The organism is Kitasatospora cystarginea (genome assembly GCF_039533515.1).
In the GTDB taxonomy this organism is placed as follows: domain Bacteria; phylum Actinomycetota; class Actinomycetes; order Streptomycetales; family Streptomycetaceae; genus Kitasatospora; species Kitasatospora cystarginea.
In genome coordinates, this window is the sequence record NZ_BAAATR010000011.1 from 1 (window position 1) to 14,527 (window position 14,527).

Sequence of the window (14,527 nt, forward strand, 5' to 3'; positions counted from 1 at the left end):
TGACAGAGACCTTCGACAAGCCTCATCTTCCCAGCACAGAAGGCACTTTCGCGTTCCCGCTCATGATCTGGACACCACCGCAAGTGAAACGCGCAGGTTAGGGGGCGGCCTCGCAGAGGTTGCGCCAAATGTGCCACCGGTCGTTGACCTGCACCGCTTCGGGCAGAGCGCGGCGGACAGCCTCGCCGTAGGCCCCGGAGCCGTCCCGGCACACGATTTCGACGCTCAGGTTCTCGTGCAGCCACGTCTCCAGTGCGTCGGTGTCTCGTCCAGGCAGGACGTCGATCCGCTCGCCGGTCTCGGCGTCAATCAGCACGGTCGCGTACCGCCGGCGGCGGCGCAGGGCGAAGTCGTCCACGCCCAGGATCCGCGGCACTCGCCGCGCGGGCAGTGGCATGCGCAACAGCATCCGCAAGGACGTGGACCGGGAGGCCGGCGCGGCGAGCACCTCCAAGAGCCTAGCCGGGCCCGGCCCGCTAACTCCTTCACCACAGCGCCGAGTTGCGTAGTAAGGCGGTTCGTCCGGCGCTGGTAACGTTTCAGCAGACTGGGCACCTGCTCGCGGAACGTCTGCCGGCGGCAGCCGAGTACCGGGCAGGCCAGCCGGCGCACGCGCACCGTCACGCGCATCCGCCGGCACGTCCGTCACCGTCCGGTGGTGGAAGCCGTGCACCCGGTCCGTCGGTTCTCCGCAGGCAGGGCAGGGCACCGGCCCATCCTGGGTCCGGGCCACTACCCGAATCTCCTCGCCCTCGTCCGCGACATCCTCGACCACCAGCGGCGACAGCCCGAAAAACGCCGTGCCCACAAGCTCGTTGGCATCTTGCATGACCTGTCAACGAGAAGCGTCACGCTTCGTTACCACCGATTACGGGACAGAGCCGTTCACTGGACACACCCGGGAAGCGGACGACGGTCTCCACCTTGTCCAGCTCGCTCGGCGTCGGTCAGTCTGCCGCGGTGCGCGTGTCTCACGGTCCAGCTGTACTTATCGGCCCTTATACATCCGGCGCCGCCCCTCTGGCCTAGCAAAGAGCTCGTAGTCGAGCTGGCTAGTCTCCTCGCGCCCTTCCAAGGGCACGAGAGGCCGGAGTCCATCGACCCAATCCCATGCTGCTCGCGCAGTGACCCTTCCAGCTCCAGTCACTGCAACGGCAAGGTTCTCATCGTCAGATGGGGGCAGTAGCAAGGCCGACGGGTTCACCCCAATGGCTACAGCCAGGGCAGCAAGGTCGTCAACGTCTACGCGCCGCTCGCCGCGCTCAATCTTCGCGAGAGCGGAGGGAGAGATGGGGCGCTGTCGTTCTGTCAATCGAACAGACAGTTCATATGTCGACAACCCCCGCAGCTCCCTGATGCGGCGAAGGTTCCCAGCCACGGTCTCCGCCGTGGGGCCGAATGGCACTGAGGCCCTGCCGGGACGTCGCTGCTCTGTCATGGCGACCAGGCTAAGCGCCAAGCGGGGCCAGGTAGGCCAGAGGGTGCCTACAATTCTCCTCACGGAGCTAAATTAAACTCGAATAGATCTTAAGTAGATTCAAGCGAGTCTATTTAAGATTCGATCTTGAAGGGCATGGGGGCCCTCGCACAGGTCCTCCTGAGATCGCTCTTCCAAACCCGGTCCCCGCGCTACGATGCACGGAAGCTACGGACGCGCAGCGGAAGGACACTGCTGCAGGCCTGCCTGCAGGTGGGCGTCCACCGAGGGCAAAGTCGGGGGGGCGGCTTGGAGGAACTCGGGTTGTCGATGACTTCACCACTCGACGCCATTGCTGCCCACCGTACGACCTATGCACGCGAAAGCGCCGCAGTAGCGCTCGCCCATGAGCTTGTGAGGGGAAACTCCGCTGAGCCTCTGTCTGTTCTCCTCGTGGCCAATGACGGCGCGTCAGTCGATGTGCGGCCATTCTGTGCCACGCTGAGGGCTAAGAAAGTACTTACGCTAAACGATCTCTGGAGTAGCTCTGCTCTATTTCAGTGCTCAAATAATGATCTTTTGAGCCTCAGGAACTGTGGCAGGCGCACAGCCGAGGATATTATCTGCGCACTGCTGCTTGCGGTTACGTCTGGCGCAGACCAGCAGCGTTTACCGGGCGAGGATATGAATCCCTCAACGATGAATCCAGCAAGTCCTGCCAGCGTGGCTGAGGTTACGCCATTGACGGCAATGGAATTCCTAACAGCTATCCGGGGGCGACGCGCGTCATGAACCTCAGGCTCAGAGACCTACCAATATCAGATAGCTACCGTACCGGTGCCGACGATATAGTACGCGATTTCTACGTTCCATGCCTGAGTCGAGCGAGCCGATATGATCGAGCCGTCGGCTATTTTACGAGCGGGTCTCTGGCACTTGCCTCCGCCGGTTTCTCTGAGTTGGAGCGAACACGAGGGACCGTACGGATAGTTGCTAGTCCGCACCTGCTCGAAGATGACATTAAGAAGATCGATCAGGGGTATGAATATCGTAGGATCATTGAGCAATCTCTTGTCCGAGAGCTCCAGGATCTCGAAGCTCTCGCTCCTGCCCAGCTAGACGCGTTAGGCGCGATTGGCAGGATGATTGCGCGGCGGCAGATGGACGTGAAGATTGCGATTACGCGCTCAAGTCGAGGTGTGGGGATCTATCACGAGAAGATCGGAGTCATCACGGACCATCAGGGCGACTCCGTAGCGTTCAACGGATCCCTCAATGAGACCACCTCTGCAATGTTGGATAACTTTGAGTCGATCGAGGTTTTCAGATCATGGGAGCCGGCAGACGGACCACGCGTCACTCGTATTTCCGAGCGGTTTGAGCTTCTCTGGAGCAATCAAACGCCCCAGCTCGAGGTTATTGAATTTCCTGAGATGGCCCGGGAAAGGCTCATTAGCCTCGGCAGCTCAACCCGTCGGGCAGTTGGTGTCACTGGGACGCAGGCACCTGTCTTGACATCACGCGGCTGGCCCGAGGTTCCTGCCGAGCTTAAGCTTCGTGAGTACCAAAGGGAAGCAATCTCCAAGTGGCTTGCTGCTGGCGGCCGCGGGATCTTTCAGATGGCAACGGGAACCGGTAAGACCATCACCGCGCTGAGCGCCCTTGCGAGAGCCGGCCAAAAACTCAGGGTCGCCAATAGCCCGCTTGTATCAGTTATCGTGGTCCCTCTGCTAGGACTAATGGACCAATGGGTTAAGGATCTCCGGCGCTTCGGAGTAGCTCCCATTCAATGCCGGGACTCCTGGCAGGATTGGGAGCCTGAAGTCAGTGATTCGGTAGCAGCCTTGACGGCTGGCTCCGATCAACACATCTCGATCATCGTCACAAATAAAACATTCGCCACAGAGCGATTCCAAGGTGTGCTGGCCAGAATCTCTGCTCCCCTGATGCTGATCGGCGACGAGATTCACAATCTTGGTTCATCGCAGCTTAGATCCTGCCTGCCGGACAATGCACATCTTCGATTGGGGCTCTCCGCAACTCCGGAGCGCTACCTAGATCCAGACGGCACCGATTCACTGGTGCGTTACTTTGGCGATATTCTGATCGAACTTGGCATTCGAGAAGCAATCGAGATTGGCGCACTTACCCGGTACCGTTACTTTCCTGTGCTGGTGCCTCTTGAAAGTGACGAGTCCGAGGACTACGTGAGGATTACCAAGAGGATCGGCCAGCTGTACGGTCAGCTGCAAGCAGGGGGAGATGTCCAATCATCCTTGGACGCATTGTTGCTCAAGCGCTCAAAGATCCTCGGCCAAGCAAAGGGAAAGCTGCCAGCACTTCGGACAGAGATTTCCCAGAGGCGGGATCAGTTCTTTCAGCTTGTCTACTGCGGCGAAGGCTCTCGTCCGGGCTTCTCTGCTTCGGCATCCCGTCAAATCGATGAAGCCCTCTCGCTCATCGGTGCAGAGCTGAAGATTCCTGCTCATACGTACACTTCTCGCGAATCTACAGCCGAGCGAAGAGAGATTTTGCGCGACTTTGCAAGTGGAGAGGGGATTCAGGTCCTGGTCTCCATGCGCTGTTTGGATGAGGGAGTGGATATTCCTGATGCACGTGTTGCCTACATGCTTGCTAGCAGTAAGAACCCTCGCCAGTTCATTCAGCGGCGAGGTCGGGTGCTCAGAAAATCCCCGGGAAAGACCAGCGCAGACATGATCGACTTTGTAGTCACCCCTCCAAGGGATCCTGACCTATTCGAGGTCGAGAAGAATTTGTTTCGCGGCGAACTTGCGCGCTGCCTGGAGTTTGCTCGATATGCCGATAATGGCGGATGGGCCCTATCGGAACTACGCGAACTGCGTGAATATTATGACTTGATGGGAATTTAGGGAAGTCGGAGAGAATGTCTGAGATTGACGAAACTCGACAGGTTGATGAACTTTGGGCTGGGCTCAGGCCGGAAGCAAGGAAGCTTCTGACAATCGTCCTGAATATCGAACGAGAAAATCTCCAGTACACAAAGCCCGAAGGTGTTGTAGATGAGATCGTAAAGAGTGTGGAGGCTCTCGTAAAATGAAGATTACGTCGGTAGAGATGGAGAATTTCCGTGCTTACGGAGGGCGCCAGCAGATCGATTTCTCCGGAGGTGATAATCGGAATGTCACATTGGTATATGGCACCAATGGGGGCGGCAAGACCACTCTGCTAAACGCCTTCACCTGGACGCTCTATGGGAAAGTTACTCCGGACCTTGAGAACCCAGGAGACTTCGTTAACTGGGACGCATGGTACGCCGCCGAGGAAGGCGAGGAGATTCCCGTATCCGTGGCTGTAACATTTGACCACGGTGGTAAGACCTATCGCGCTGTACGAAAGCTCAAGCCGCGGCGAAGGGGTTACGCGCAACAAGATCTCGGGCGGCCCGAATTCGAGCTTTCAATCTCCGACTCGTCGGGCGCCTGGAAGAAATCTCCGAATCCTTCTCTGGTAATTGATAAAATCTTGCCGAGTAGGCTTTTTCAGTTCTTTTTTATCAATGGCGAGAGGATTGAATATCTCGCTAAGCAGGAGGCGTACAAGGAGATTCAAGAGGCCGTCAAGACTCTCCTCGAGATCGAGCCTCTAGAGCGTGCACTCAAGCACCTTCCGAGTGCGAGAACTAGGGTTCGATCCAAGTCGAGCTCGTCGAGCACCTCGATGAACAAGGTGCGCGAGGAAATTGATCTCCTTGAGGAAGAGCAGGCCGAGAAGCGTCAGCAGCGTGATGAGCTCAAGCAGGAGATCCACCACATTAGGGCAGAGATCAGTAGCATTGATGGTCGGCTGCGGACGTTGGAGGGAGCGAAAGCGCTTCAGCTGCAGCGCGACCATCTTTCCGCTGAGCAAAAGCGTGTGTCCAGGAGTCTTGATGAGGCGGTCGCCTCTAGGAAGCGCTTGGTAGCTACCCGGGGATTCCTGGCCTTCCTTCCCGGTCTTGCGGGACAGGTGCGTGACGTATGTGATGAGCTTAGGGTGCGGGGAGAGTTGCCGGCACCGCTCAAGCGCACCTTTGTGGAGGACCTGCTGGAACAGGCAAAATGCATCTGCGGCACGCATCTAGTGGAGGGTTCGCCCGAACGAGCACTGATTGAGCAGTGGCTCTCGCGCTCAGGGCGGGCTGAAGTGGAAGCAGCCTGGAACATTCTACGTGGCCATGCTGCTGGGCTTGAAGAGCAGCGAAAGTCCACCATCGAGGATCTAGAATCGCTGGACACCCGCATCAGCCAGGGCCATGGTGAGCTGCGTGACCTACAAGGAAGACTTGATGAGGTAACCGCCCAGATTGGGAGGCTCCCGGGTGAAGATATCGCTAGGCTCGAGTCCGCTCGCGGGGACCATGAGGCCAATCTCGGTGAGAAGCAGCGAAGGTTCGGTGCGGTAGATGGCCGCCTCGACGCACTAGAGTCGGAACTCGGAAAGAAGAACACTGAGTTCAACACCCTCGCCGAGAGGGACGAGGCGAACAAGCTAATTCAGCGAAGGCACGAAGTTCTCCAGGAAGCGGAGGACGTGCTGACGAAGACGCTAGATATTCTGAAGGAAAGGACGCGGCGACAGCTCGATCGAAAGATCCGCAGCGTCTTTGAAAGCTCCTCTTTCAAGGATTACGTTCCCGAGCTGACTAGCGAATTCGAACTCGAGCTCTGGACGGGAACGGATGAGAGGCGGAGGCGAGCGGCAAAGTCAACCGGCGAGAACATGTTGTTGTCGCTGTCATTTGTAGCAGCTTTGGCGCTGCAGTGCCGAGAGATCTCGATTCATGATGATCTCTCAAGCGGTGATGTGCGTGAGTTTCCGGTGGTTCTGGATGCTAGCTTTGGCAGCTTGGATATCGACTATCAGCGCAGGGTTGCCCGCTTTCTCCCGAAAATGGCATCGCAGATGATTGTCCTGAGCAGTCAGGCGCAATCTGGCGGCGTCGAGGAGCATCTCAGGGATCACGTGGGAAAGCAGTATGTCATCACGACCCACACCCGCAAGACGGGCATGGAAGATGTGACTGAATCTATTACCATCGATGGTTACCCGTATCCCTATCAGGAGCAGGGCTCATCATTCGATGGAGCTAAGCTGAAGGAGATTCCCGCTTGAGCGGCCAGGTTATCGTCAGCGATCTTAGGGTCAATCGTCCTCGCGATAAGGAACACTTGCTTCAGCAGCTGCTGGCGTCAGGGGATGGCGTATTTAGTTCCATGGCCGAGGCCCTGCTATTCGCTGGGTCGCTGGGGTGGTCGCGAGGAAAGTCGGAGGCGATCAAGCAGTCAGGTGAGCCGATTCGGTATGATGTCTTTCGTAATATGGCTCGAGCAGAGGCGATCATTGATGCGATTGCTGTACTAAGCTGCCCTGGAGATGCTTTGATCCTCAGTGAGGACCGCACGCCAGAGAGGGTCGAGATCTTCGAGAATTATGCGAATGGGGGCCTGATTATTCTGCAGGGGGAGATTCGCAGTAGTCACCTCACGGTATCCGATACGCTGATCGGACTCGTGCGAGATGCTGGGCTCTCGGATCGCGGGACCTCGAGTGGCGTACCGGATGATATTCGCAAGCTGCTGGCCAGCCCTGAATGACCGTTAGGTCGGGGGCGGTGGTTTTCTGTCAGATGCTGGCTGGCAGTGAGCTTATGTGCTGCCAGTAGGGGAGGAGGGCGGTGCGCGAGGGCTAAGTGTGGCTGACCTTCAGCCAGCGGCGACACGCAGGGCGGGCCGGGTGTCATCGCCAGCAGCGCATGGGGTGGGTTCAGCCGTTGAGAGTTCGGGTGGAAGTCGCCGGCGAGATTGGCGGCCAGTACCCAGGCTCGGCTGCCCTCCCAGTTCTGGCTGGGGAGGTTGTGCAGGCCCATGGCCCGCGGTCTTCCATCGTGGCGTGGGCGCTGTGCAGGACGTCGAGGGTCTGGGGCTGGGGAGTCGGCGATGCTTCATACGTGGCGGATGTCGCTGACAGTGGGGGCATGCCGAATAGGCTGAGAGCTGCAATCGTTCCTGTCCCGGGCCAGGCGTACGCCACTGCTGAGGCCCTGCCTGCGGCTTCGGATCTACCGAGGGTTGTCCCAAACGCGGTGGCGGGGTGATGAGTCGGAGCGTGCCAGATCCGTGCCAGAACGGGCGGTGGAGGACGGTCAGCAGCGGTCGGAACCAGACTCACCCTGAACTCACCTGATCAGGCATCACTACAGGTCAGAGGCTGTTTTTGCTCGAAGGCCCAAAGATTCCCAAGCTTAGAGCGCGAGTTCGATTCTCGTCGCCCGCTCCAACGCTCGAGGCCCAGGTCAGGGACATGATCCCCGATCTGGGCCTTTGCTGTTGGTGTGCTGCTTTCGGCTGTCGTGCCCCTCGGGCGCCCTATTGATCGGGCGTGCCTGTTCCGAGCTTCCGGGTGAGGGCCACGGCCATGCCATGGCTCACCTACCCCTGAGGGCAGGTGACTTGTCGGCGGTCGAAGTCGATGCGGACGTTGTCCCGGTCGAAGCCTTCGTTCCTGCGGGCGAAAGCCCGGGACGGCCGTCGCGCGGGTGCCAGCCGACGACGTCCTCGCCGTGCCACAGTCCGTCGAGCCGGTCCCGCACCGGCGTCGCTGTCGGCTCCTCGGGCTGCTCGCCCGGGCGATCTGCGCGGTCAGAGGGGGGCCTTGCTCGCAGGGACGGGGGCGAACAGGCAACGCACACCTCGTCGGCCGGGTCGGCCTGAGCCGCAGCCGCGAGCCTGCCTGCTGATCATGCTGCTCTGCCGGGGATTTTGAGGGTCCCCGACAGGGTCGAGCTGAACCGGTGAGTGGTCGGGAGCGTCGGCTCAGTGGGTGGGCGGGGTCCAGTCGGCGGGCAGGCCGGACTGGGTGAGGACGGAGTTGAGGCTGTAGTAGTCCTGGTCGGAGGCGATCCGGTGGTGCTCACCGAGGTCGAGGAGGGTGGCCATCGGCACGGCGAACGGCTTGGGCGCACCCTTGAGGTGGCCGGAGTAGACGGCTTCGACGGTGATGTGGGAACCGTCCTGGTGGGTGGCCTTCACCGTGACGTGGACGTCGTCGATGAGGCTGTCGGTGCGGGCCTTCCACCCCGCGATCTCCTGGCGGCCGTGGAAGGTGACGCCCACGCCCTGGTCGGTGTAGGTGCTGTCCGCGGTGAACAGGGTGCCGAGCGCCTGGGGGTCGGCGCCGTTCCAGGCGGCGGCCCATGCGGCGACGGCCTTCGGCAGGCGCTGTGCGGCGGGCTGCGCGGCGGCGGCGGTGGTGCCGAGTACGGCGCAGACGGCCGTGGCGCTGATCAGTGCGGTCAGGGTTCGGCGCGGGCTGGACTTCATGGTGGGGCCCCTTCAGGTGGTGGTGGGTCCGTGGGATGGGTGCGCGTCAGGGGATCAGGACGACCTTGCCGGAGACGGTGCCGGACTCGGCCAGGCGCAGGGCCTCGGCAGCCTCGGCGAGCGGCAGTTGGGCGGCGATGCGGGCGGTGACCTCGCCACGGTGGACGGCGGCGAAGACCTCGGTGAGGTCGGCGCGCAGCCGGGCTCGGAAGCGGTCCTTGTTCAGCGGGCGGCCGGCCCAGATGTTGTAGAAGTGGGCGCGGCGTCCGTTGGGCAGGGCGTTCCAGAGCCAGGTCCGGGCGAGGATCTTCAGGACGGGCCACTGCTTGGAGCCGGTGTCGTCGCGGGTGGAGGCGCTGCCGTAGGAGATGAGGGTGCCGCGGGGGGCGAGCAGGTGCCAGGAGTCGACGACGCTCCGGCCGCCGACGTGGTCGAAGACGGCGTCCACCCCGCCGGGTGCCAGTTCGCGGACCTGGGCGGGCACGTCGCCTGCTCGGTAGTCGACAGGGAGGACGCCCAGGTCCCGCAGGGCGTCGTGGTGCCGGGCGGAGGCCGTGCCGATCACCTTCACGCCCGCCGCGCGGGCGAGTTGGACCAGGACCGAGCCGACGCCGCCGGCGGCGCCGTGCACCAGGACGGTCTGTCCGGCGCGCACCCGGGCCTTGCGGTGCAGCATCTGCCAGGCCGTGATGCCGTTGACCACGACGGTCTCGGCCTCCGCCGCCGTGAGGCCCTCCGGGACTCGGACCGCGTCGTCGGCGTCGACGACGACGTGGCTGGCCCACCCGCCGACCTTCACCAGCGCGGCCACCCGTCGACCGACCAGGCTCGGGTCGACGCCCTGGCCGGTCGCCAGCACCCGGCCCACCAGGTCGTAGCCGGGCACGAACGGGAAGGCCGGCTGGTCGTAGTACCGCCCGCGGCGCATCTGCTGCTCGGCGAACGAGACGCCGGTCGCCTCCATGGCGACCACGATCTGCCCCCGGCCCGCCTCCGGAACGGCGCTCTCGCGGATTTCCAGGCCCTCCGGCGCCACGATGCCCGGCAGGACGACCTCGATGCGACGTTCGGCGCTCATGATCGCCTCTTTCTCGTAGATGTTTTCGCGTTCGTTAGAAGTTATAACTCCATTGATTCGTGAGAGTCAAGAGCGACAGTGATAGCCTCTAACTAGCGCTTCGGCTGGAGAGAGGAAGACGGGTCATGGGCGAACCGGGTGCGAGGACACCGAGGGAGCGCTACCGGGCGCAGGTGCGGGAGGAGATCAAGCAGCGCGCCTGGGGGCAGATCGCCATCGCCGGAGCCTCCGCGCTGTCCCTCAACGCCATCGCCAAGCAGATGGGCATGAGCGGGCCGGCCCTCTACCGGTACTTCGCCAACCGCGACGAGCTGATCACCGCGCTCGTCAAGGACGCCTACCGCAGCTTGGCCGACACCTTCGCCGCCCGCACCGAGGCCGGCACCGACCTCGGTGGCCTGGCGGACGCGCTGCGCCGGTGGGCCTTGGACGACCCCCAGCGGTACTTCCTCGTCTACGGCACTCCCGTGCCCGGGTACGAAGCACCCGAGGACACCACGCGCATCGCCGCCGAGATCATGGCGCACCTCCTTGACGCCTGCGCCGCCGAGCAGCCGCCCGCCCCGCCCCGCCCGCTCGACAGCCACCTCGCGGAGTACCGCGCCTGGGCCGGAGAACACCCGGCCCCGTCATCGGCGCTCCGCCGGGCCCTCACCTTCTGGACTCGCCTGCACGGCGTCCTCTCGCTCGAACTCGCCGGACACTTCACCGGCATGGGATTCGACCCCGCCGAGCTCTACGCCGACGAGGTGCGAGCACTCGGGGTCAGTGGGGCTGACGCCGCGATGCTGGCTGAGGAGAAGTAGCACCACGCCAGCATGAATCCACGAGCGAGCGCGGATCCGGGGGGACCTGACCAGGCCGTGCCAGATCCGTGCCAGAAGGCCGCTGGTACGGCGCCGGAGCAACGGATTTCGGCTCGCCGACCCGGCTCCCGGAGCGCGTGAGCGGCGGTCCTTCCAAAAGGCGAAGTCCAATTCCTGCGGCCATCGTCATGTGGTCTGCCCGGGTCGGCTGCTGATCACCGCGGCGTGTGGCTGCTCGTCGAGCGCGGTGAGCAGCGGGCCCTCTTGTCAGTGCCCGACAACTCGTGCGCACGGCCGGGCTGTCAGAGGCCGTCGTCAGCCGGCGGTGCCGAGGGCTTCGGCGAGGCGGGCGTCCTGGTCGGGCGAGAGGCCGAAGCGGACGGTGCGGGGGCTGTAGGCGCCACCGCAGAGCAGAACGCGGCCGGCGTGGGTGGCGGTGCTGGCACCGCTGAGAGGCGAGCCGGCTCCCTCGAAGTACCAGGTCTCGCCGTCCCAGAAGGGGTGGTCGAGCAGGGCCTCGGCGAGGGCGGCCGTGGCCTCGGACGGAGTGCCGATGGCGGCGAGGGCGCCTGTGACGGCCGCGGTGGCGTCGGCCGGCAGGTCGGCGTCGCCGAGGACGGGCAGTAGGAGCAGCAGGCGGGCGTGCGGGTCAGTGATCCCCGGTCCGTCCCCAGGGTGCTGGGCGACGTGGAGCAGCTCGCGCCAGGCGAGCCCGGGGCCGGCGAAGTGGCCCTCGATGCTGGCGAGTGAGCGTGGCCGGTCCCAGTCGGGGTGGGCGACGTAGTAGTCGGTCCCTGCGTCCTCGGTGAAGTTGCGGTGGACGATCAGGATGCTGTGGCCGTGTTGCATGGGCAGCCGGATGACGGGCCAGGCGGCCGGATCGGAGAGCCGCCCGTAGGCGGCGTCCGCGTCCGCGCCATCGGCCCCGAACAGGGCGGGCTCGGGCTCGAAGTCCTCGCCCTCGGCGAGCCACAGCAGGTACGCGGCCCAGAACCCGGGCAGGGCAAGCAACTCCTCGCCCGGGATCAGAGGGTCGTTCTCGTGTCCCGCGATCAGCACGGGTGCATTTTGCCAGTCCGTGATGACAGCCGCGGCCCGGTGAGTGGCGGAAAGGTCTGCAGACCGTCCCGTCCGGCGAACCGCCCCCAGTGGGGGGGGAAACGCACCGCGGATCTCGTGCCCGGGGCGAGGCTCCTGTTGATCCCCGATATGGGTCACGACCGTCCTCGCGAACTCTGGCCCGAGATCATCGACGCCGTCGAGGCGCACGCCGGCTGAGCGTTGCTCGCCCCGCGTTCGCGCGGACCTGGTAGACGCGGTCGGAGTCCTCGGACACTCGGGCCGTTCGGTTCCTCTTCTCCCGATGGGTAGTTGGGGTGCCGCTACCTCGGGCTGTGGAACTGGACGACGGCGTGTCGGCCGCTGGTGCGCCAGTCCCCCGCGGATCGGTCGAGTTCGGCGACCAGCGGAGCATTGAGGCCGACGATGACGTCGGATTTCAGGGTGCGCAGGGCTGCGACGGGTGAGGGGAAGCGGGCGGCGGCTGTCGCGAAGGCTGTGGTCGGGGGCCAGAGTTGGTCGCCGACCAGGCGGCGGTAATTGAGGTCGCCCTTGACGATGGTGACCGTCGCGCTGCTGAACTCGGCGCGGAGGTCGGCAGGCATGTCGCGGTACGGCAGGGGTGCGCAGAAGAACGGGTGCGTTCGGACCGCGAGGGTGTCGCTTTTCATCGCCTGCCACAGGCGTCGGCCGATGAGCTCCGCCTGCGCCCCGGGCGCGGCGCGCAGACGCGCGACGGTGGCGAGGACGTCGGCCATGGTCGCGTCCGACACGAAGTAGGGCTGGGGCTTCACGTGGAGGACCACCCGTGTCGCGAGGCCGCTGACCAGCAGGTGGTCGATGAGGACGAGGTCGGGCAGGAGTTCTCGGCCGGCGTTGTCCGCGACCAGGCAGACCTGACCGCCTCGGGATCGTTCCAGCTCGGTCCAGAGGAGGTCGCTGTCATCGGCGAGCAGGGCCGTTGCGGCCTGGGTGTCCGATGGCGCGGTGAGCTGGAAGCTGAGGTCGGCGCGGTTGCCCCAGAGGGCGGACGAGAGCAGCGCCTTGGCCCGGTCTTGTGGTGGCAGGGTGCCGAGGCGGTCGAGGGCCGTCAGCTCGTCGTCGACGGCCGTGCTCGCCAACTCGGCGTTCTTGAACGGGGCGAAGGGGTCGATCCCCTGCCAGGCACCCGGCCGGAAGTAGCCGGTGGCGTCGAGGAGCCGGCGGTAGAAGTAGCTCTCGGCCCACAGGAAGGGAGCCTCGCCCCACGGTCGGCCCCAGAGGCCCCGGCCCCACTCCAACCACTGGGCGTGATCGTGGACTTCGGGGCCCAACGGTTCCAGAGCGCCGGTGGTGCTATCAGCGAGCAGTCGCTCGATCTTCTCCCGTTCGGTAGGACCGTAGGGGAGCGCGGCGAGCACCTGCTCGATGAGCTTGGGGTGGCGTTCGTGGAAGACGCCCCAGGCGAAGGAGCCGCGAGCGTTGCTGAGAATCACGGGTGCGATTGCCACGTACGGGCTCGCCTTCCTCGTCGTTGGCAGGGGGCGGGGCCAGCGATGGTCTCGCCACGGGGTCCGGTGGAGCAGTGGTCGATCTGCTTCCAGCCGGGGTGATTGCCCGGCTGCCGACGCCGCGCAGTACGTGACCGGTGGCGGCATCAGCGGCACACCAGTCTCGCACCCAACGATGGCGGTGGGCGTGCGGGCGGTGTCACGCGCTGTTGGGGAGGATGTGGGTTCCGCCATGGCCCGGCCGTCGTGGGTTCCTGCATGATCGCCTCCGAGGGACTCCATGGCCGCTGTCCGTCACATCGGCCGGGTTTCGCGGGTCAGTGCTTCGACACGAGGCGACGGAGGAATGGACCGATGGACCGACACGACTTTCTGGCGGAGCAGTTCGAGGCTCACCGCTCCCACCTGCGGGCGGTGGCGTACCGGATGCTCGGCTCGCTCAGCGAGGCTGACGATGCCGTCCAGGAGACCTGGCTCCGGCTCGACCGCGCCGACAGCAGCGGTGTGGAGAACATGGGCGGCTGGCTGACCACGGTGGTCGGCCGGGTCTGCCTGAACATGCTGCGCTCGCGCACCTCGCGGCGCGAGGACCCGCTGGACGTCCACGTGCCCGACCCGATCGTGAGCAGCGTGGACGGCGGGGACCCCGAGCAGGAGGCGCTGCTGGCCGACTCGGTGGGTCTGGCGCTGCTGGTGGTCCTCGAAACCCTGGCGCCGGCCGAGCGGTTGTCCTTCGTCCTGCACGACATGTTCGCGGTGCCCTTCGAGGAGATCGCCCCGATCGTCGGGCGGACCCCGGCCGCCGCTCGCCAGCTCGCCAGCCGCGCCCGCCGCCGGGTCCAGGGCACCCCGGCCCCCGATGCCGACCTGGCCCGCCAGCGCGAGGTCGTCGACGCCTTCCTCACCGCGGCGCGCGGCGGGGACTTCGAGGCGCTGGTCGCGGTCCTCGATCCGGACATCGTGCTGCGGACCGACAGTGGTGCACTGCGTCCGGGCGCTGTGCTGCGCGGTGCACGGGCCGTGGCCGGCGGGGCGATCACCTTCGCACAGATCGTCCAGCTCACCCATCCGGTCCTGGTCAACGGAGCCCCGGGAGCAGTCGCGATCGTGGACGGCGGGCCGGTCTCGGTCGCGGCCTTCACGGTCGCGCACGGGAAGGTGGTCGCGATGGACATCCTCGCCGATCCGGAGCGGGTGGCCCGGCTCGATCTGACGTTCCTCGGTGACTGAGGGGATCGGAGGTCGACGGTGAGTGACGGCTGGCGCTACGCCGCCTCGTGGGGCGGCGTAGCGCCGGGCGCCGTGCCCAGCAGTGGCGCGGAGCAGTCCAGTTACCC

General features: G+C 64.4%; 11 protein-coding genes and 2 pseudogenes. 7 read left to right on the forward strand and 6 right to left on the reverse strand.

Translation table 11 applies throughout. The features are described 5' to 3' along the window. Positions 1–109 precede the first annotated feature (109 nt). Positions 110–829: pseudogene (locus ABD369_RS14360) on the reverse strand (ISL3 family transposase); the annotation flags it as partial. Positions 830–988: 159 nt separating this feature from the next. Continuing rightward, positions 989–1,438, reverse strand: coding sequence for a helix-turn-helix domain-containing protein (locus ABD369_RS41140; RefSeq protein ID WP_425557617.1), 450 nt, complete (start codon positions 1,436–1,438; stop codon positions 989–991). A 1,139-nt stretch (positions 1,439–2,577) separates the two neighbouring features. On the opposite strand from ABD369_RS41140, the gene ABD369_RS14365 reads away from it, so the two are divergent. From ABD369_RS14365 to ABD369_RS14380, 4 genes are read left to right on the forward strand one after another with little or no spacing between them, the layout of a single operon-like run. After that, positions 2,578–4,308, forward strand: a complete 1,731-nt coding sequence (locus ABD369_RS14365; RefSeq protein WP_344636761.1) for a DEAD/DEAH box helicase family protein — start codon at positions 2,578–2,580, stop codon at positions 4,306–4,308. A gap of 14 nt (positions 4,309–4,322) precedes the next feature. Then, positions 4,323–4,496, forward strand: coding sequence for a hypothetical protein (locus ABD369_RS14370; RefSeq protein WP_344636762.1), 174 nt, complete (start codon positions 4,323–4,325; stop codon positions 4,494–4,496). Beyond that, positions 4,493–6,550 carry an AAA family ATPase gene (locus ABD369_RS14375; protein WP_344636763.1) on the forward strand — a complete coding sequence of 686 codons (2,058 nt, stop codon included), beginning with the start codon at positions 4,493–4,495 and terminating at the stop codon, positions 6,548–6,550. The genes ABD369_RS14370 and ABD369_RS14375 overlap by 4 nt, the downstream gene beginning before the upstream one ends. Beyond that, the gene (locus tag ABD369_RS14380; RefSeq protein WP_344636764.1) at positions 6,547–7,032 is read left to right on the forward strand and encodes a DNA phosphorothioation-associated protein 4; all 486 of its coding nucleotides are present in this window, start codon (positions 6,547–6,549) and stop codon (positions 7,030–7,032) included. The genes ABD369_RS14375 and ABD369_RS14380 overlap by 4 nt, the downstream gene beginning before the upstream one ends. Before the next feature lie 1,218 nt (positions 7,033–8,250). Here ABD369_RS14380 and ABD369_RS14385 read toward each other — a convergent pair. Together ABD369_RS14385 and ABD369_RS14390 are read right to left on the reverse strand one after the other, a co-directional pair. Next, complete coding sequence (locus ABD369_RS14385) at positions 8,251–8,757, reverse strand: nuclear transport factor 2 family protein (protein ID WP_344636765.1); 507 nt, start codon at positions 8,755–8,757, stop codon at positions 8,251–8,253. A 46-nt stretch (positions 8,758–8,803) separates the two neighbouring features. Next, positions 8,804–9,835 (reverse strand): medium chain dehydrogenase/reductase family protein, encoded by a 1,032-nt coding sequence (locus ABD369_RS14390; protein ID WP_344636766.1) that lies wholly within the window; start codon positions 9,833–9,835, stop codon positions 8,804–8,806. Positions 9,836–9,960: 125 nt separating this feature from the next. Between ABD369_RS14390 and ABD369_RS14395 the strand changes: the two genes are divergently transcribed. Beyond that, positions 9,961–10,641, forward strand: coding sequence for a TetR/AcrR family transcriptional regulator (locus ABD369_RS14395; RefSeq protein WP_344636767.1), 681 nt, complete (start codon positions 9,961–9,963; stop codon positions 10,639–10,641). Between the two features lie 315 nt (positions 10,642–10,956). Here ABD369_RS14395 and ABD369_RS14400 read toward each other — a convergent pair whose 3' ends face one another. Continuing rightward, positions 10,957–11,700 carry a hypothetical protein gene (locus ABD369_RS14400; protein ID WP_344636768.1) on the reverse strand — a complete coding sequence of 248 codons (744 nt, stop codon included), beginning with the start codon at positions 11,698–11,700 and terminating at the stop codon, positions 10,957–10,959. A gap of 93 nt (positions 11,701–11,793) precedes the next feature. On the opposite strand from ABD369_RS14400, the pseudogene ABD369_RS14405 reads away from it, so the two are divergent. Further along, positions 11,794–11,919, forward strand: a pseudogene (locus ABD369_RS14405) (alpha/beta hydrolase); the annotation flags it as partial. A 104-nt stretch (positions 11,920–12,023) separates the two neighbouring features. Here the strand turns inward: ABD369_RS14405 and ABD369_RS14410 are convergent. Beyond that, the gene (locus tag ABD369_RS14410) at positions 12,024–13,190 is read right to left on the reverse strand and encodes a damage-control phosphatase ARMT1 family protein (RefSeq protein ID WP_344636769.1); all 1,167 of its coding nucleotides are present in this window, start codon (positions 13,188–13,190) and stop codon (positions 12,024–12,026) included. A gap of 354 nt (positions 13,191–13,544) precedes the next feature. Here ABD369_RS14410 and ABD369_RS14415 point away from each other — a divergent pair, with 354 nt between their 5' ends. Then, positions 13,545–14,420 (forward strand): sigma-70 family RNA polymerase sigma factor, encoded by an 876-nt coding sequence (locus ABD369_RS14415; protein WP_344636770.1) that lies wholly within the window; start codon positions 13,545–13,547, stop codon positions 14,418–14,420. Positions 14,421–14,527 lie beyond the last annotated feature (107 nt).